Source organism: Pedococcus sp. P2_F6 (assembly GCF_056403675.1).
The window spans coordinates 1-17,548 of the sequence record NZ_JBFUEZ010000009.1; the positions used below are offsets into that span (position 1 = coordinate 1).

At 66.4% G+C, this 17,548-nt stretch carries 19 protein-coding genes; 11 read left to right on the forward strand and 8 right to left on the reverse strand.

Annotation, left to right across the window (positions count from 1 at the left end; translation table 11 throughout):
* A partial coding sequence (locus AC1DWP_RS18700; RefSeq protein ID WP_477615999.1) for an acyl-ACP desaturase occupies window positions 1-294 on the forward strand: 294 nt, incomplete at its 5' end.
* Window positions 295-423: 129 nt separating this feature from the next.
* On the opposite strand, the gene AC1DWP_RS18705 is transcribed toward AC1DWP_RS18700, so the two are convergent.
* Entirely contained in the window at window positions 424-963 is a 540-nt protein-coding gene (locus AC1DWP_RS18705) for a P-loop nucleotide/nucleoside kinase family protein (RefSeq protein WP_477616000.1), read from the reverse strand.
* A 389-nt stretch (window positions 964-1,352) separates the two neighbouring features.
* Between AC1DWP_RS18705 and AC1DWP_RS18710 the strand changes: the two genes are divergently transcribed.
* From AC1DWP_RS18710 to AC1DWP_RS18725, 4 genes are all read left to right on the forward strand, one after another.
* Window positions 1,353-1,880, forward strand: a complete 528-nt coding sequence (locus AC1DWP_RS18710; RefSeq protein WP_477616001.1) for a SigE family RNA polymerase sigma factor — start codon at window positions 1,353-1,355, stop codon at window positions 1,878-1,880.
* Complete coding sequence (locus AC1DWP_RS18715) at window positions 1,877-2,665, forward strand: hypothetical protein (protein WP_477616002.1); 789 nt, start codon at window positions 1,877-1,879, stop codon at window positions 2,663-2,665. Before AC1DWP_RS18710 ends, AC1DWP_RS18715 begins: the two co-directional genes overlap by 4 nt.
* A gap of 113 nt (window positions 2,666-2,778) precedes the next feature.
* A complete protein-coding gene (locus AC1DWP_RS18720; RefSeq protein ID WP_477616003.1) occupies window positions 2,779-3,051 on the forward strand; it encodes a Smr/MutS family protein in 273 nt (90 codons plus the stop codon).
* Window positions 3,048-4,046 carry a molybdopterin-dependent oxidoreductase gene (locus AC1DWP_RS18725; RefSeq protein ID WP_477616004.1) on the forward strand — a complete coding sequence of 333 codons (999 nt, stop codon included), beginning with the start codon at window positions 3,048-3,050 and terminating at the stop codon, window positions 4,044-4,046. The genes AC1DWP_RS18720 and AC1DWP_RS18725 overlap by 4 nt, the downstream gene beginning before the upstream one ends.
* A 30-nt stretch (window positions 4,047-4,076) precedes the next feature.
* Here AC1DWP_RS18725 and AC1DWP_RS18730 read toward each other — a convergent pair whose 3' ends face one another.
* Window positions 4,077-4,799, reverse strand: a complete 723-nt coding sequence (locus AC1DWP_RS18730) for a DUF72 domain-containing protein (protein ID WP_477616005.1) — start codon at window positions 4,797-4,799, stop codon at window positions 4,077-4,079.
* 75 nt (window positions 4,800-4,874) lie between these two features.
* On the opposite strand from AC1DWP_RS18730, the gene AC1DWP_RS18735 reads away from it, so the two are divergent.
* Together AC1DWP_RS18735 and AC1DWP_RS18740 are read left to right on the forward strand one after the other, a co-directional pair.
* Window positions 4,875-5,426: a carboxypeptidase-like regulatory domain-containing protein gene (locus AC1DWP_RS18735; RefSeq protein WP_477616006.1), complete on the forward strand. Its 552-nt coding sequence runs from the start codon at window positions 4,875-4,877 to the stop codon at window positions 5,424-5,426.
* A 184-nt stretch (window positions 5,427-5,610) separates the two neighbouring features.
* The gene (locus tag AC1DWP_RS18740; protein WP_477616007.1) at window positions 5,611-7,107 is read left to right on the forward strand and encodes a glycosyltransferase family 39 protein; all 1,497 of its coding nucleotides are present in this window, start codon (window positions 5,611-5,613) and stop codon (window positions 7,105-7,107) included.
* A gap of 80 nt (window positions 7,108-7,187) precedes the next feature.
* Here AC1DWP_RS18740 and AC1DWP_RS18745 read toward each other — a convergent pair whose 3' ends face one another.
* On the reverse strand, window positions 7,188-7,400 hold the full coding sequence (locus AC1DWP_RS18745; RefSeq protein ID WP_477616008.1) for a hypothetical protein: 213 nt from the start codon (window positions 7,398-7,400) through the stop codon (window positions 7,188-7,190).
* Between the two features lie 1,131 nt (window positions 7,401-8,531).
* Between AC1DWP_RS18745 and AC1DWP_RS18750 the strand changes: the two genes are divergently transcribed.
* On the forward strand, window positions 8,532-9,098 hold the full coding sequence (locus AC1DWP_RS18750) for a GNAT family N-acetyltransferase (protein WP_477616009.1): 567 nt from the start codon (window positions 8,532-8,534) through the stop codon (window positions 9,096-9,098).
* Between the two features lie 176 nt (window positions 9,099-9,274).
* Here the strand turns inward: AC1DWP_RS18750 and AC1DWP_RS18755 are convergent, their stop codons facing one another.
* On the reverse strand, window positions 9,275-9,802 hold the full coding sequence (locus tag AC1DWP_RS18755) for a cupin domain-containing protein (protein ID WP_477616010.1): 528 nt from the start codon (window positions 9,800-9,802) through the stop codon (window positions 9,275-9,277).
* Between the two features lie 372 nt (window positions 9,803-10,174).
* Here AC1DWP_RS18755 and AC1DWP_RS18760 point away from each other — a divergent pair, with 372 nt between their 5' ends.
* Window positions 10,175-11,158: an acyl-ACP desaturase gene (locus AC1DWP_RS18760; RefSeq protein ID WP_477616011.1), complete on the forward strand. Its 984-nt coding sequence runs from the start codon at window positions 10,175-10,177 to the stop codon at window positions 11,156-11,158.
* On the opposite strand, the gene AC1DWP_RS18765 is transcribed toward AC1DWP_RS18760, so the two are convergent.
* Complete coding sequence (locus tag AC1DWP_RS18765; protein WP_477616012.1) at window positions 11,118-11,675, reverse strand: NYN domain-containing protein; 558 nt, start codon at window positions 11,673-11,675, stop codon at window positions 11,118-11,120. The two genes, AC1DWP_RS18760 and AC1DWP_RS18765, sit on opposite strands and share 41 nt — an antisense overlap.
* A gap of 624 nt (window positions 11,676-12,299) precedes the next feature.
* On the opposite strand from AC1DWP_RS18765, the gene AC1DWP_RS18770 reads away from it, so the two are divergent.
* Both AC1DWP_RS18770 and AC1DWP_RS18775 read left to right on the forward strand, forming a co-directional pair.
* Window positions 12,300-14,054, forward strand: coding sequence for a hypothetical protein (locus tag AC1DWP_RS18770; RefSeq protein WP_477616013.1), 1,755 nt, complete (start codon window positions 12,300-12,302; stop codon window positions 14,052-14,054).
* Window positions 14,055-14,292: 238 nt separating this feature from the next.
* Window positions 14,293-14,577 carry a TraR/DksA family transcriptional regulator gene (locus AC1DWP_RS18775; RefSeq protein WP_477616014.1) on the forward strand — a complete coding sequence of 95 codons (285 nt, stop codon included), beginning with the start codon at window positions 14,293-14,295 and terminating at the stop codon, window positions 14,575-14,577.
* A 337-nt stretch (window positions 14,578-14,914) separates the two neighbouring features.
* Here AC1DWP_RS18775 and AC1DWP_RS18780 read toward each other — a convergent pair whose 3' ends face one another.
* Genes AC1DWP_RS18780 through AC1DWP_RS18790 form a run of 3 tightly spaced genes read right to left on the reverse strand, consistent with a single transcriptional unit; the run spans window position 14,915 to window position 17,474 of the window.
* Window positions 14,915-15,595: an HAD family hydrolase gene (locus AC1DWP_RS18780; RefSeq protein ID WP_477616015.1), complete on the reverse strand. Its 681-nt coding sequence runs from the start codon at window positions 15,593-15,595 to the stop codon at window positions 14,915-14,917.
* A gap of 35 nt (window positions 15,596-15,630) precedes the next feature.
* Window positions 15,631-16,587 carry a carbohydrate ABC transporter permease gene (locus AC1DWP_RS18785; RefSeq protein WP_477616016.1) on the reverse strand — a complete coding sequence of 319 codons (957 nt, stop codon included), beginning with the start codon at window positions 16,585-16,587 and terminating at the stop codon, window positions 15,631-15,633.
* The gene (locus tag AC1DWP_RS18790) at window positions 16,587-17,474 is read right to left on the reverse strand and encodes a carbohydrate ABC transporter permease (protein WP_477616017.1); all 888 of its coding nucleotides are present in this window, start codon (window positions 17,472-17,474) and stop codon (window positions 16,587-16,589) included. Before AC1DWP_RS18790 ends, AC1DWP_RS18785 begins: the two co-directional genes overlap by 1 nt.
* Window positions 17,475-17,548 lie beyond the last annotated feature (74 nt).

Below are 17,548 nucleotides of genomic sequence, written 5' to 3' on the forward strand. Positions count from 1 at the left end.
CGAGGCGAGGTCGTGACGTTCCAGATGCCCGGCTCGATAATCCCCGGGTTCGGACGCAAAGCCGTGCAGATGGCCATGGCTGGCATCTACGACCTGCGCATCCACCACGACGACATCGTGGCCCCGATGCTGCGTCAGTGGGGCGTCTGGGACCTTGAGGGCCTGGACGCCGCGGGTGAGCAGGCCCGGGAGGAGCTCGCGGCCGCCGTCGCCTCCCTCGATGAGGAGGCCGGCCGGTTCGTCGCCCGCCGCGASGAGCGYGCGGCGAAGCTGGCGGCCCGCCAGGGGGCCTAGTGTCGCTGATGGGTGCTCAGAGCAACSACGGTCAATGGCGTCCATGCATGTCGMCCAGGCCCTCGGAGTGGGGTCCTTTCCCCTTCTCGGCATCGATCATGCCGATGGGCTGCAGCTTGGAATGTGGTGCTAGGGAATCGACGGGGGCCAGCGATGCCTACGCCACTCGTCCCAGGTCGCAAACCCTGCCGGTGGGTCGTCAACAGGTTCGCTGCCGTCTAGTTCCCCGGGCGTCGGGATGCTGATGATGGTGGCCCATGTGGCGAGTTCCTGATCGGACATGTCCCACGTCTCTTGCGGCTCTTCGTCTTGGCGTCGGTCAAGTCGTTGCCGCTGCTCGGCCGGCGTGAGCTCGAAGTAGCGCATCTCTACCGCTGCACCGACGTCGGCTGCCGCCTTACGTAGAGCAGAGCGCTCATCTCGACCCCAGAGGCCGAAGTCGATGACGACATTGGTACCGAGACCGAGGGCGCGCAGCCCGATCCCGATGAGCCGTCCTTCGATCACGTCAGAGGCCGCTGGCGGGTTCGCGAGCCCGTAGAGGGCCTTCACCCACTCGTCTTTGGTGAGACGAAGAGCCTTCTCCTCGAGCTCGATGCGCCGTGCCTCAGTGGTCTTCCCGGTGCCTGGTAGCCCCACGGTCAGGAACAGAGTTGGTTTCCTCGTCATCACTTCCCCAATCGCGTTTGGCCTCAGCCTCGCCGATACCCGCTCATGCCGCAGTGCGGACGTGCGTCTTTACGCCGCGGGTGACGCCGAGCTCGTAGGCGGAAATGCCCGCTTACGGCCGCGATCAGCCCGGGGGCGCATGGGGGGGTTGAAAGCGTTCCCCGTACCGCTGGTCGCCGCATGCGGCCTTGGGCTGTGACCTGCGCTTTTGTCGCTACGCTCGCCAAATGCATGGATGAGGCGCTGTGGCTGATGTACCCGTACGACGCCGCGACGCCGAGCGAGGCATCGGCATCAATTCGCGGTTCTGACGACTGAACCTGGCGGCTCCATCGCGGCGTTGAGGTGGTAGAAGGTCCACTCAGCTGGTCCTTCCTCGAGGAGGGGTGATGCGGCATAGCGAAGAGGACCGGTTCGCCGACTTCGTGCGTGTTCACAGCACGACGTTGTTCCGCACCGCGTATCTGATGACCGGGGATTACCACCGCGCCGAGGACCTCCTGCAGACGACCCTGGTCCGGGTCTACCAGCGGTGGTCGAAGGTCGATGCGATGGAACGGCCGGTCGCCTACGCCCGGAAGATCCTTGTGAACCAGGCCATTTCGTGGTGGCGCATGCGCTCGTCTCACGAGGCGCCGCTGATGCCGCGAGATGAGCCGTGGTGGGGGGACCGCGTGGACGAGGTGGCGGAGCATGAATGGGTCTGGCGGGCGGTGCTGAGCCTGCCTCCGCGACAGCGGGCCGTGACGGTATTGCGGTACTACGAGGACCTGAGCGAGGCGGACATCGCCGAGACCCTGGCCATGGCCCCAGGCACGGTCAAGAGCCACAGTCACGCTGCGGCCCGGCGGCTGGCTGCCTTGCTGGGCGAGCCCGCCCGTCAGTCAGCCCGACCAGCGAAGGAGGCGATGTCATGACCTTGGACCAGCGTCTGACCCAGGCGATGCAGCACATCGCGAACGAGGTCGTCGCGCCGCAGGTCGACGTCGCGGCGGTGCGCTCGACTGCCCGCGCGCACCGGATCCGTGTGGCCTCCGTGGCCGCCACCGCGGCAGCCGCCCTGGTCCTCGTGACCGCGACCGCCCTTGTCGGTGGACGCGACACGAGCGCGCCCGAACCGGCCAACACGACACCGGCCCCACAGCCGTCCCTCACGATGCCGTCCATGCTGACGTTCAGGTCGAGCGTGTACGACCTGACCATCCGCTACCCCTCGGAATGGATCCCGTACGCGGCGACCCGGAAGTGGACCTGGCAGGCCAACGTCAAGGACTGGAAAGGCTCCGCGCAGGACCACCTCTTGGCTCCCCAGGACTCACCCGAGGGCGACGTCCGCGTCAGTGCCTGGGCCGCACCGATCGACCCCGACACCAAAGAGGAGTCCACTGCCTACCTGGTGGCGTTTGCCGAGGACTTCTGCAAGAAGTCAGGCAACTCGCCCTGCAACGGGATCGCCGACCGGGCCGTCGAGCTGTGCGTCGAGAAGCGGGACTGCCACCCGGGACTGCTGGTCCCCTTCAAGGACAACGTCCAGGCGTTCTTCAGCGGCGGAAACTACCCCGCCGATGCGATGACCATCGTCGCGGTGTGGCGCCCCGAGTGGGACAACTCCGTCAGGCCGTACGGCGGCGCCCGCAAGCTCCTCGAGTCCTTCCTGTCGACCATGGACGTCTGGCCCAACACCACGCCGTCGCGACCCTGAGTTACCAACGCGCGACTTGCCGCCGCGAGGCGGGCATCTGCGGATCGCTCATCAGAAGGGGTCGGGCAGCCGGGGATGGTGTCGACCGCGAGGGTCGGGTGCAGGATGGCAGGGTGAAGCTTTCGCTCGACCTGCATGCCATCTACAACCGCGGCACGGACATCGACCGCGCCTTGCGTGCCGTCATGGACGAAGCCGTGGCGAAGAAGGCTCCCCTGGTGGAGATCATCCCGGGCAAGGGGTCTGGGGCGCTGAAGAAGCGGGTGCTGCGCTTCCTCGACCAGAAGGAGATCCGCGCTCTCTATCACCGGGTCGAGAAGGACGCGGACAACCACGGCCGAATTTTCGTCCACTTCAAGTGGAAGGGCCCGGCCCGACGCCGATGAGCAGTCGACTGGCCAACCTGACCCTGCTCGTCGCGGTCCCGTTGGCGGTCGCGACCGGGTTCATGATGTTCGTGCTGGGCAGTGGGCCGGTTTGGCCGGTCGCCATCATCCACGGAGTCGTCGCGCTCCTGGTGGTAGTGCTCGTGCCATGGAAGTCGATGGTCGTCCGAAGAGGGCTACGGCGGCCGGGGCGGCGTGGGCGGGTCACGTCGATAGTTCTGTGGTTCGGCGTGCTGCTCGCCGTGATCACGGGAGTCGCCCACGTGGCCGGCGTGTTGTTCGCCAGCTCGCCCCTGACGACCATGCAGGTGCATGTGGGTGCCGGCGTCCTGGCCGGGGTCCTCACGGTTGCTCACGCGCGGCAGCGCCGGGTCCGCCCGCGCCGGACTGACCTGTCGCGTCGCTCGTTCGTGCGACTGACCGTGCTGACCTCCGTGGCAGCCGCGCTCGAGGCGAGCGTCCAGGCGACCGGCGCGCTCACGGCGCAGCCCGGCATACGTCGTCCGACCGGGTCGTTCCAGCTCACCTCGTCCGCAGTCACCGCGATCCCTGCCACGTCGTGGCTGTTCGACCAGGTGCCCACTCTCGACGCAGCGCGCTGGCGGTTGACCGTGGCGACGGGCGGCTCGTCGCGAGACTGGTCACTGGCTGAGCTCGCCCAGTGGGACGACCGGCAGGTGGGGGTCCTGGACTGCACGGGCGGGTGGTGGACCGAGCAGGAGTGGTCGGGTGTGCGCCTGAGCCGACTGCTGCCACCGGAGGCCAAGGGAACCGTCGAGGTGACCAGCGCGACGGGATACTCGCGACGGCTTCCGTTGACCGACAAGCTCCTGTTGGCAACCGGCATCAGCGGCGAAAGTCTCTCCCCAGCCCACGGGTCGCCGGTCCGCCTGGTGGTCCCTGGTCGCCGCGGCTTCCACTGGGTCAAGTGGGTCGTTCGGATCAACCACGACGAGCGCCCATGGTGGGCCGAGCCGCCTCTGCCGCTGCACTGACGCGGTCCGCCTCTGGCCAACCTGCCGCGGTCACGCACCCTGATGACGAAGCAGGCTGATGAACCGGTCGGCGTCGCCTGCGCGGGGGATGTTGTTGAACATCACGTACGGCGAGGGCCGGCCCTCGACCAGGTCGCGCAGCCGGCGCAGCTCGTCATCGGTATGCACGTGCCGCCAGCCCGTGGTCCCATGCAGCCGGTAGTAGGTCTGCTCTGGCGTCACGGTCTCGCTCTGCATGGGGTCGACGACGTGCACCAGGTCCAGCTCGGCGCACAGCTCGATGAGCAAGTTCGTGGGCCACTCACCCCGCGGCTCCCAGAGCAGCCGCCCCGCTGGCCGCTCGACCTGCCCCATGAAGGTCCGCAACCGGGCGACGTTCTCGGTCGTCGGGTTAAAGCTCTTCGGGCACTGCAGCAGCACGGCAGTGGCTCGCAGGATCCGGGCGCATTCGAGGGTGCGCTGCCAGCCCGCGAGAACCTGGGGCGTGGTCCGGAAGCCGCCGACCTGATCGCGTGCGCTGTCCGGCAGAGGCTTCTTGAGTCGTCGGTAGGTGGGGCTGTTGGACTCGTGGGTCACGACCTGCCATGCCTTCATGGTGAACTCGGAACTGGCCGGCACCTCGCTCCGCCAGCGCGTCAGCACGGCGTCCGCTGGCGGATCGTAGAACGTGTGCTGCACCTCGACCACGGGGAAGCGACGCGCATACGACGACTGGGAGACCGTCCACCCACACAGCCCGACGCGAACGTCCACTCTGCTACCGGCCCTGGCCGTGGTGAGTGAACGGCCGGAGCACAGGGTTACAGGGGGCCATACGTCCGAGTATCCGTGATCGCGACTGGGTACGTCGTCGCCACCGGCGGGGGTGCGTCAATCCGCCCGCATTCGCTCGCCTGCATTGTTGAGGCGCCCCGCGGTTTGTCGCCGGCACGGACCTCGTTCGTGGAGCGTCAGTGCGCGCTTGAACGTCTCATCGACGTGCGCGTAGGTGGAGTACTCACCGTTGCCCTAACCGGGTTGCTTCTCGCCGGCTGCGGCGACCATAGCTCTGGGACGACTCTCGACCAGTCGGGCGTTATTGGCCGCGTCCACCTGGGGCCTCAGTGCCCCGTCGAGACCGAGGGTGACCCATGCGAAGACAAGCCGGCCGCAGGCTCGAAGGTCACCGTTGCCAAGCAGCGGCCCGGCGACTCGTATGCCGGTGGCGAAGTGGTGGCGCGCACCACGACCGACGCGGACGGCAACTACCGCGTCGCCGTGGCACCGGGGAAGTACGTCGTCACAGCCGACGCCGGCATGTCCTGCGAGCGGAAGGACGCGCGAGTCGGGGCCGGTGCGTATTCGAAGGTCGACATTTCCTGCGACACAGGCATTCGCTGACCGTCGGGTGAGCATCAGCTTGAGCGCCGGGACGGCTTGGTGGAGGAGGGGTATCCGGCGGCCCTGGCCGCCCGTCGGCGAGCTATCGCCGTGGGGAGCGTGAGCTCGGCGCGTCCGGACGACGCAGGACTCGGTTGTGCCGGTTAGGCTCTGCGCCGGAAACCCGTTAGGCGGCGAGGCGAGTATGGCTATGACGTCCTGGTCGGGTGGGGCACGGTCGGCAGACGGCGGCGGTGATGCGATCGTCACCGACCTGACGCCCCCACCATGGCGCTGGATCGCGGCGGCGGTAGCCGTTGTCTGCGCCCTGCTCTACGCCACCCTGTCGCGATACGGCTACCACCGCGACGAGCTGTACTTCCGGATGCTGCCCCCGCGATGGGGCTACGTAGACCAGCCGTTCCTCACTCCGCTGTTGGCGAAAGTGTCGATCCGCCTGTTTGGTGACACGGTCTTCGGGTTGCGGGCACTGGCGCCACTTGTCACCGCCGTAGGTGTCGTGCTGGCGGCCCTGACCGCGCGTGAGCTCGGCGGAAGTCGCCGCGCTCAGGGGCTGGCCGCCTGGGGCTACGCCTCCACTGCGCTGCCGTTGTTGGGCGGCCACTACTTCGTCACCGGCACCATCGACCTCACCCTCTGGGCGGCCGCACTGCTGGCGGTGACTCGCGCGCTGCTGCGCGACTCCCGGTGGTGGCTCGCTGCGGGAGCCGTCCTCGGCGTCGCAGCCGACAACAAGCTGCTCGTCGCGATCCTGCTGCTATCCCTGGCGGCCGGAATCCTGGGTCTGGGACCACGGTCGGTCCTCAGCTCACACCATCTCCTCGCCGGAGTGGTCATCGCCCTTGTGCTGGCCGCGCCCACACTGCTCTACCAGGCGACCCATCACTTCCCGCAGCTGACCATGGCTCGCGCGCTGAACCACAACAACGCCAGCGACGTCCGAGCACAGCTGATCCCCTACCAGGTTCTGCTGATCGGGCCACCCCTGTTCGGGGTCGTAGTCCTCGGCTTCGTTTCCTTGCTGCGCCGTTCCGCCTGGAGGCCGCTGCGTGGCCTAGCGCTGGCTACCTTGGTCGCGCTGGCCGTCACCTTCTTGGCCGGGGGGCAGATCTACTACGCCTTCGGGCTGCTTGCGTTCGTCCTGGCCGCCGGCTGGGCGACTGACCGAGGCCCCACCTGGCTGCTCGTCGCTGCGGTCGCCCTCAACGGCACCGTGAACGCGTTCATCGCGCTGCCGCTCCTACCCTTGTCACACGTCAGCGTCCAAGCCGCACTGAACCCGACGATCGGCGACCAAGTCGGCTGGCCGGCATACGTCGACACGTTGCGTGCCGCCTATCAGCGGATCCCGACCGGGCAGCGCCCCAGAGTGGTGGTCTTCACCGGCAACTACGGTGAGGCAGGAGCCGTCGCGCGATACGGGCGCGACCTGCCCCCTGTCTTCAGCGGTCAGAACGAGTTGTACTTCGAAGGGCCGCCGCCCCACAACCGTGACGTCGTGCTCGCCTGGACCGAGGACTTCGCGGACCTGAACAGGCATTTCGACGACTGTCAGTGGATGGGCACCATGGACAACGGTGTCGGGGTCGACAACGAGGAGCAGGGCAGCGTGGTCGCCCTATGCCGAGTCCCTTCCACCGGGTGGGCCGCCCTGTGGCCGACCCTGCAGCACTACGACTGAGCGACCCACCCCCGACGGCGGCCTCATCACCGACATGGCTTCACCCAGAAACCTGCCAGAGGCCTGGTTGCCGTCAGAGATCAGAAGCCTGGACCAGGACCAGTCCAGCTCGGCCCGCCATACAGCTTCACCTTGTCGGGGTCTTCGTCCCCGTGATCGTCAGCCCACCGCTCCTCTGCCGTCCGGTGATCGCGGTGGCGCGACACCACTCCGGCAATCGCCAACCACAGAAACGACACGACTCCGACCGCGAACGCGACGATGAAGAATCCCTCAAACAAGTTGTCCGCCATCGGCCCTCCCCACGATCCAGCCAGCTCGACCGCGGCCCGCGCATGTCCGCCGGTTCAGTTTACGCCAGGCCTGCCAAGGCGAAACTGTGCTTCAGCCACACGGATGGTTGCGCGCCAGACTGGAGCGGCGCCGAGGCGTCCGTGGACGACTTTGAAGTCACCGTCCTAGCATTCCGCGATCCGGTGCCCAAGCCCACTTGGCGGGGAGGTGACATGGACTCGCATGTCCCTCGCCAGACCTTCAGCGGCTGCGGATCTTCCCCATTTCGGGTTTTGGCTGGTCTGGTCGCGATCCCCCTGCAGCGACCAGACCAGCCAAAGCCCTACCCCCTGTTTGGCCCCGAGGCGACCTTCCCCAAGATCGTCCTGCGGGCACATCTCGAACACTAGTGCCTGGTCAAGAAGCAGTCATCATCGCGTAAAGGCTTGGTAAAGCCAGATCCCTCACTGTCCCGATTGCCCCAAATATACAGGCCGTTCGGGTGATAGCTCATCGTCTATCTAGCTGACACGGACTCATCCGAACGGTGGAACCTTCTCGGGCTGTTTGAGCCGGCTTCACAGCTGTGTCGGGCAGTTCCTTGCGACTTTCCATCACAGAGAGCTTCGGTCCCCGGGCCTACGTGTCTGCCTAGTCGTCGTGGGCACGGTCTATGTCAGATGGTGTGGGGACGGGCTACTGCATCTATGGGGGGCTTCTGTCCCGCCTACGAAGTAGCTTCGTGCACATGCCCAACCATGTGCGAGTCACTGTGACGCCGTGCCCCGAGTGCGGCACGAACCTGCATGTCGTAGAGCACGGCATCGTGGCCGCCGAGGTGCGCAGATACTGCCCCAGGGGATGCACGCTCACGACCCCAGGAGTGACCCTTTTCCTGGCTCGAGTCAGTTGATGACGCAGCAGGCGACCGCTATCCCTCACCCCAGCGCGACGCGGTTCCCTAGTCCGTCAAAGAACCGGTAGCCGAAGGCGAACAGGAGAAATGCGGAGAAGCCTCCACCGGTGGGATGCGTCATTCCGCCGCGAACCAGTGCCCGATAGCTCCAGCCATTACCTGCGAGGGACCGGGGAAGGGCCGGCCCGACCGAAACTCGTTTGGCGATGCGGATCGCCCTGGGCATGCTTCCAGCATGAGCGACTACCTCGAGAGCGAGCGCCTGGTGCTGCGCCAGTTCACAGCGCAGGACGCGGACCTGCTGATCGAGCTGGACAGTGACCCGGCAGTGATGCGGTACCTCACCGGTGGCGAGCCGTCGCTGTCGGACGACGTCGTTCGTGACGAGGTCATCCCTAGCCTCCTCGCCGCGTATGAGCGGTGGAACGGTCGGTTCGGCCTGTTCGCGGCCTACGAGAAGGAGACCGGCGCCTTCATCGGTTGGTTCTGCCTGCGCCCGCAGCGCACCGGTCCGCTGGACGAGGTCGAGCTCGGCTACAGGCTCCGCCGGGACGCATGGGGGAAGGGGTACGCGACCGAGGGCTCGAATGCCCTTGTGGACAAAGGCTTCTCGGAGCTGGATGTCAGCACCATCTGGGGCGAGACCATGGCGCTGAACGTCTCCTCACAGCGAGTGATGGAGAAGGTCGGCATGTCGGTCGTCGAGTCGATCCCCACGCCCGACGACATGCAGGGCGTCGAGGGCGCGGAGCGTGGTGGCTTCCGGTTCGAGATTACGAGAGAGCAGTGGGCACGGCGATGATGTTGCCGGACCTGAACCTGCGCGGCCGATCCAGCGCCTTCAAGCAGGATGCTGCCGCGTTGGCAACGCGCAGTCACCTTCCGTCGATCGTCTACCCGACTTCCTGAAGGTGTTCAACGCAAGGCACCCTTTTGCTGCGATCCAGGGGTTGCGCCTTTCCGCCGCGTTCTGGCCGCTCAGGAGCCAGAACGGTGAAGCAGCCTGTCCGTCGTTGCTAGCACCCGAAAGACAGTGCGTTGAAGGGGCACGGGCGGACCGGCCAGGTACATGTCGTGAGCGAGACCCAGTCGAGCGGTGATCGGGAGCGAGGGCATCCCCCTGGCGTTGACCCGACCTTCGCGGGCGAGACGGAAGAACTCATCGAAGAACTGCTCGATGCCGGCCCCTGGAGTGAAGGTGATGCGCACTCTGGCCGCCGCGCCGCCGTGCGGCGCCCACGCGTGCGGGGCGCCCGCAGGCACGACCACGGTGTCCCCTGGGCCGCTCAGCGACTCTTCACCGCGACACCGCAGCAGGATGCGGCCCTCAAGGACGTGAAACTTCTCTTCCTGCGAACGATGGATGTGCTCCGCTGCCAAGAAGGCCGTGGGGCTCAACTCGAGGTCCAGCTCCGCGAGCGCACCACCGGTCTGTTCGCTCGTCCGCACGAACGTGATCCGTTCCCCGGTGACCGGGTTCTCAATCACATCAACGACATTGACCATCATCGGAACGTAACAGAGGCCGGTCGTACCCGCTCGGCGGAAGCGGCGCTGCCCCATGGGTACGGCACTTCAGGAAGCGTTCCAAGCCCCAAGGCTGCACGACGACGACGTGCGTCTAACCGCCGCGTGCGTCCTTCCCTGCCGAGGCGACGTTGGCGTGTGCAGCTGGCATGCCCGTGGAAGCGCTCAACGCGACGTCCGACGACTTCGCCCGCATCGATCTAAAGCTGCCAGGCGCTCGTCCCGCCGTCCACCGACTGACGAATTTGGGCGTTCGGCCATCACGGCCTGCTCACAACTGTGTATCGGCGAGCTCGGAGGGTGTAAGCAGGGGTGGGCGCGACCTGCGCGCTCGTCAACGAGGAGGACCCCGTGGCCGCCGCACTCGACAGCGCCCAGTTGCTCGCCGCCCTCGAGCCGACCGTCGAGGAGAACCTCAACCGTCACCTCGAAGCCGCTCAGGACTGGATGCCGCACGAGTACGTCCCGTGGTCGCGCGGCCGCGACTTCGCCGAGCTTGGCGGCGACCCGTGGTCGCCGGACCAGTCGCAGCTCTCGCCGATCGCCCGGACGGCGCTGGAGGTCAACCTCCTCACCGAGGACAACCTGCCCAGCTACCACCGGGTGATCGACCAGGCCTTCGGCCGCGACAGCGCGTGGGGGACCTGGGTCAACCGATGGACCGCCGARGAAGGGCGACACGCGTTCTGCATCCGTGACTACCTGCTCGTCACCCGAGGCGTCGACCCCAACGAGCTCGAGCGGGCCCGGATGGACACGATGGAGACCGGTTACGACTCGGGCGACAAGCAGCTGCTGAACCTCTGCGCCTACGTCTCGTTCCAGGAGCTGGCCACCCGTGTCTCGCATAGGAACACGGGCCGCTACACGGAAGAGCCCATCGCCGAGAAGCTGCTCACGCGGGTCGCCAAGGACGAGAACCTCCACATGATTTTCTACCGGAACCTCGTCCAAGCGGCGCTGGAGCTGACGCCGAGCCAAACCATGCGGGCGATCACCGACGAGGTCGTGACGTTCCAGATGCCCGGCTCGATAATCCCCGGGTTCGGACGCAAAGCCGTGCAGATGGCCATGGCTGGCATCTACGACCTGCGCATCCACCACGACGACATCGTGGCCCCGATGCTGCGTCAGTGGGGCGTCTGGGACCTTGAGGGCCTGGACGCCGCGGGTGAGCAGGCCCGGGAGGAGCTCGCGGCCGCCGTCGCCTCCCTCGATGAGGAGGCCGGCCGGTTCGTCGCCCGCCGCGAGATCCCTGATGCCTACTGGCATCGCAGACCGGCTCCTCTGGGATCTACAGGAATTGAGTCGGGTCGAACTCTTCGATGGGGATGATGCGGACGCGTGGCATCCGTTCGTTGAAGGCCCGTACGTCGTACTCCAGGTCGAAGGTTTCGAGCCCTTTCTCGCGCAGTTCCGAGAATGCGAGACTTCGGAACTCGACGAAGCCGACGACGCCCACCCGTCTGCCGTCGAGCAGGTCGTGCACTTGCTCGACGAAATCCCCGTCATTGCTGACCAAGAGCACATCCGCGTCTCGACTGCGAAGTTCTCGAAGGGTGCGCTGGATGGCGACATCTACAACCTTCACGGCACTGTCGCCGGAAAGCGCAATTGGTCGATAACCCATCGCAAGCAAGGCTTGCACGAAGGCCATCGGAAGCTCGCCGTTCGCGGCAAGGAAGAACAAACCGTTCGCGGGATGTCCCCATCGCTCCCGCGCGAACTCCAGAAGACGCTCCCACCGAGGACGTTCCTCAGGGCGGGGACGCCGTCCCAACATGGAGCCCAAGGTGGCGTCGATGTTCTCCCCGTCGACGAGGACGTACGTCGGGCGAGGTTCCTCGGGCATGGATCGAGGCTACGGGTGCCCGTTGGCTTAGCGCTTGGGAATCCGATGATTCATTGATAAGACAGCTGGACGAGTCCTGCACGCCGCGTCATACCCCCGCGTTCTGGCCGCTCAGGAGCCAGAACGGTGAAGCAGTCTGTCCGTCGTTGCTAGCACCCGAAAGACAGTGCGATGCAGAGGCACGGGCGGACCCGCCAGGTACATGTCGTGAGCGGGACCCAGTCGAGCGGTGATCGGGAGCGAGGGCATCCCCCTGGCGTTGACCCGACCTTCGCGGGCGAGACGGAAGAACTCATCGAACAGTCGAAAGTGAGTGGAATCCGGGTTACGTCGGCGAGCCGTTGGCGACGCGCCAGTCGGTGTGGGTAAGCCCTACGTGGCTCGGAAGTGAGCCTCGAAGTGCCAGGTCGGCTTTGGCTGCGGCGAGGCGCTGGTCGAGGATCCACCCCTCGAGTCAAAGGTGTGGTCGGCTGGGCGTCTGACGGATGCACGGTTCAGCGATCGATTGAACTGTCATCGAGACCGGTGAGCGCGAGTGTGGGCCAGAGCTACGCAGTTTGCTGGAGGTGCGGGTCATCCCTTCGCGGGAGGATGCGCTGGCAGGCTGGATCGGGAGGATCGTCGATGAACGCCGCTCCGCACTTCGTCCGTCGGCCGCTATGGCTGTTCGTCCCGGCTGCGCTCGTCGCAGCCCTGGTATTGCCCGGGGCCGCGACACAGGCCGCCTCGGCGAAGGCGCCCGAGAAGCTGAAGCCGAAGTTCACGAACGCAGCGGCGTTCGACGTGTCGCCGTCACTTCGTGAACTGGCAAAGGCCGCCAAGCACGGCGCAGCGCGGCCCGACGTGGTGGGCCGAGACCCGAACCTGAGGTCGGCTATCACCCGTGGCAGCGCGGCCGACGGGGCGCTGCAGTCCGACGCCTCGCCCAGCGCCCTCGCCATCCCGGGCACCCAGGCAAACTTCGAAGGTCTGAGCAACCAGGACAACTTCAACGTCTTCGGCGGCAGGGTCAACCCACCCGATCCCAACGGTGAGGTCGGCCCGAACCACTACGTGGAGATCGTCAACCTCGTCTTCGCGGTCTACTCCAAGAACGGCACGCGGCTGCTGGGACCCGTGGACACCGGCACGTTGTGGAACAACTTCCCGATCGACGAGTGCACGGAGCCGTCCGGTGACCCGGTGGTCATGTACGACCAGGTGGCCGACCGCTGGATCCTCACCCAGTTCACCACGCGCGGGATCGACTACCCGGACGAGCCGCTCAACCAGTTCTACAACTGCGTTGCCGTCTCGACGAGTCCTGACCCGACCGGCTCGTACTACCGCTACGCGTTTACCACCGGGTTCAACTTCCCCGACTACCCCAAGTACGGCGTGTGGAAGGACTCGTACATCATCACCACCCGCGAGTTCGGCATTCTCGATCCGAGCATCTACGGCATCGGCGTCTACGGGCTCGAGCGCAACAAGATGATCCTGGGCGATCCAGGCGCGCGTGCGGTGAGCTTCCTGATGACCGACAGCGCCGTGCCGCTCAACCTGATCGGCGACGGGCTGCTGCCACCGGACGTGGACGGAAAGGCCAAGCCCAAGAACGATGCCCCCGCGCCGATCGTAGGAACCCAGGACGACAACGCTCCCTATGGGGCGACCTTCGACGCGCTCAACATCTGGGAGTTCGACGTCAAGTGGCGCTCGACCCCGACGGCGTCGATGGTCCTCAAGACGCAGCTGCCTGTCGCCTCGTTCGACTCGGACTTCCCGTGTATCGGTGGCTTCGGCTCCAGGGACTGCCTCCCCCAGCCGGGCATCACCAACACGGCGCAGTACCTCGACATCCTGTCCTACCGACAGCGGCCGACCTTCCGGCTGGCCTACCGCAACCTCGGAACCTCTGAGTCACTGCTGACGAACCAGTCGGTCGAGGCCATGCCGGGGGTTGCCGGCGTGCGCTGGTATGAGATCCGGCGCACCAACGGCATCTACAGCGTGCGCCAGCAGGGCACTTACGCGCCCGCCGACGGCGTCCACCGGTGGATGGGGAGCATCGCGGCCGACAAGAACGGAAACTTCGGGCTCGGCTACAGCGTGGTCAACGGCACCAATGTGTTTCCGGGCATTCGGTACACAGGGCGGATGGCGGCTGACCCGCTCGGCCAGATGCCACTGGGCGAAGGCACCATCGTCAACGGGACCGCAGCCCAGACCACAGCCAACTCGCGCTGGGGCGACTACTCCGACCTGACCGTGGACCCCGTCGACGACTGCACGTTCTGGTACGTCAACGAGTACTACACCGCGGCCAGCGCGGCGTCGGCACCCAACGGAAACGGATGGACGACTCGGATCGCCAGCTTCAAGCTGCCCGGCTGTTGACACCCGGGCGCCCCTGCGGCACAACATCCGACTGCACCACTCGGGCGGTGCTCCAACCCACCCGCTGATGGCGATGGCGTCGGATGACTCGTTGGGGGAGGCTGTGGAGATGGGCCGCCCACCTGACGATTCCTCAGTCGAACGCGCCCCCGATGGCACCAGGCCGGAGGTTGAGCTTGGGGCCGCTGCTGAGCGATTGCGCGGGGAGCGGGACGAAGTCTGCGCCCGACTTGCAAGCATGACAACGGATCTCGAATCCCTCTTCGCCGCATCCGCGGACTCGAATGCCGATGACGAGCACGACCCCGAGGGTCAAACCATCGCCTACGAACGCTCACAATTGGCGGCGCTCATTGAGGGGGCGCGGGACCATCTCGCCAGCATCGAGGCCGCCATGCTCCTACTCAAGCAGGGTAGCTACGGGATCTGTGAGGTGTGCCACCAACCCATTCCCGCCGCGCGGCTGGACGCCAGACCAACCGCACGAACCTGCATCCAGCACGCCACGCCCATCAGAGGTTGAGGGAGACGCTGGTAGCTGGGCCCTTTGGTGGCCGCCGATCTCGAGACCAGGGACAGACTTGGCAGGAGAATCCGACGATCTTCAGGAGCGATGGAGAGAGCAGTGACTGCTGACCCGAGGCAGTTCAGGACGCGATCAACGTCCTCCACGCTCGACTCCAGGACTTGCAGACGTCCCAACTCGTGCTCGCTGAGCGAGCCGCCTACATCGAAGGCAGCGGCGCGGCTGCCACTGGAGATGGCCGAATCCCTTACTGCGTCGCCTATGACCTTGTCGGTGAACGAATCCGTGCGATGCGTGCTTACGGCAGCATCGCGGAGTTCATGCCAGTTTCCCGCTAGGCCCCACTTGAGCGGCTGCCGAGGCGGGCTGCGAGCTGCAGTTCGTCCCCTACCTGCGCCATCGTCGAGCACACCGTGACCCCCGGACCGGCCAGGCGCTCGGCCGGCGTGAAGGCGGCATACCCGATGCAGTGCATGCCTGCTGCCCGCGCCGCTGCGACACCGGGCGGGCTGTCCTCGACCACCACGCACTCGCTCGGCCCCACTCCCATGGTGCGGGCCGCGTGGAGGTAGAGGTCCGGTGCGGGCTTACCGCGTGGCACGTCCTCTGCGCTGAAGATCCGTCCCTGGAAGCGTTCGTGCAGTCCCGTCGCGCCCAGCGTGCGCCGCATCTTGTCGTGGCTGCCGTTGGAGGCCACACAGGTGGCGATGCCCCGCTCGGTCAGCTCGTCGAGCAGCGGGACGATGCCCTCGACCGGTTCGAGCTCGGTGGCGTAGGCGGCGTCGTAGAGGTGCTCGAACTCGTCGTCCCAGCCGACAGGGAGCGGTCGACCAAGCTCCCGCTCGACCTCCGCCTGGAAGTACGCCTCCGAGCATCCCAGGAACCGCTCCATCACCTGGTCGGCGCTGAGCTCCCACCCGAGGCTCGTCAGAACCGTGGCACCTATCCTCGCCCCGATCGGCTCGGAGTCGACCAGCACGCCGTCACAGTCGAAGATGACCAGGTCCACAGCCACGCGGCCCTTTCAGTCTCGGAGGGGTGTACGGGGCGCTACTTGCCGATGCCGTCGGTCAGCCCGCGCAGGAACTGTCGCTGGCCGATGAGGAACAGCACGATCATGGGCAGCGCGGCCATGGTCAGCCCGGCGAACTGCACCGGCCAGTCTGTGAGCAGCCTGCTCTGCATGTCCATCAGCCCCACCGGCAGCGTCTTGAGGTCTCCGGTGCTGATGAAGACCAGGGCGAAGACGAACTCGTTCCACGCGAAGAGCGCCTGCAACAGTGCCGCGGAGACGAGGATCGGTCGACACATCGGCAGGATGACCTGCCAGAACGCCTGGGTGGGCGAGCATCCGTCCAACGTGGCCGCCTCGTCGACCTCGGAGGGGATGTCGATCATGTAGGCCCGGATGAGGAAGGTGGTGAAGGGAATGCGAAAGGCGGTGTAGAGCACGATGAGTGCCCAGTAGCTGTCGTAGATGTGCAGCCGCTGCAGCAGGCCGAAGAGGGGGATGAGCGCCACGGTCGGTGCGAGCATGAGCCCGCCGAGCAGGAGCCCGAGGATCGTCCCCCCAAAGGGGACACGCAGACGCACCAGCCCATAGGCAGCCCAGGCGCTGAGGAGGACCGTGGTGAGGATCGAGGCGGACGTCACCAGGACGCTGTTGACGAAGTAGCGCACGACCCCGGCGCTGCCGGCCCTGCCGAAGTTGCCCCAGCGCAGCTCGCCCGGCAGGCCCCATGGGCTCGCGAAGACCTCTTGGTTGCTCTTGAAGCTGCTGAAGACCATCCACAGCAAGGGATAGAAGACCGCGACGACGAGCAGTGCGAGCCCGAGCCACACGGCCAGGCGCGTTGCGCGGGCTCCGACGCGACGAGCTGCCCGCGTCGACCTCCGCACTGCCGGGGTGTCCGCCGACGTGGCCGGGGTCGAACTCGCCGCCTTCCGGCGGGTGGGGGTGGGGGTGGGGGTCGGGCTCGGGGTCGGGGTCGGGCTGGAGGCGGACATCACCATTGGATCCTCCGTCGGCGGCTGACGACGATCTGGACGGCGCCGATCGCGAGCGTGATCACGAAGATGACCGTGGCGATGGCGGACGCATATCCCATGTCGTCGTTGAGGAAGGCGTTGCGGTAGAGCCAGGTGCCGAGCACTTGGCTGGAGTTCGAGGGCCCACCTGCGGTCATGACCATCACCTCGTTGAACACGAGGAAGGCGCCGGAGACGGTGAGGATGATGATGAGCGTCGTCATCTCGCGGACCATGGGCACGGTCACCGAGAAGAACCTCCGGATCGGGCCAGCGCCATCGACCTTCGCAGCCTCGTGGAACTCCTTGGGAATCCGCTGGATCCCGACAACGAACAAGATCGCGGTGTAGCCGATGGACTGCCACTGGCTCATCGCGATGATGCTGCCCATGGCGGTGGCGGGCTCCCCGAGCCACGAGTGCTGCCAGCTCTCGAGCCCCACTGCTCCGAGCAGGCGGTTCACGAGCCCGATCTCGGGGTTGTAGAGGAACGAGAAGAGAATGCCCGCGACGGTGATCGAGATGACAGCGGGGATGAAGTAGATCGTGCGGAGGATGCCCCGCAGTCGTTCGTGCACGAACTCCTCGAGCAGGGCCGCCAGGACGAGCGAGAACCCGACCTGGAAGACCAGTGACACGATCGCGAACACCGTGTTGTTCCGCAGTGCCGTCCAGAAGATCGGGTCGTGGAACGCCGTGCGGTAGTTGTCGAGCCCGACGAAGGTCGGCGCGACCGAGAACGCGTTCCAGGAGAACAGGCTCAGCCGCAGGTTGTCGACGATCGGGTAGTAGACGAAGACCAGCAGCAGGACCAGCGCGGGCAGGACCCAGGCCAGCGACCGCCATCGCATCAACGTGGTGCTCATGTCATGCCCTCCTCGGGTGGGCGTTGGTCGGTCGACGCTGACCGACCGTGTCGAGGTCGGACCGGGTGGTCCTC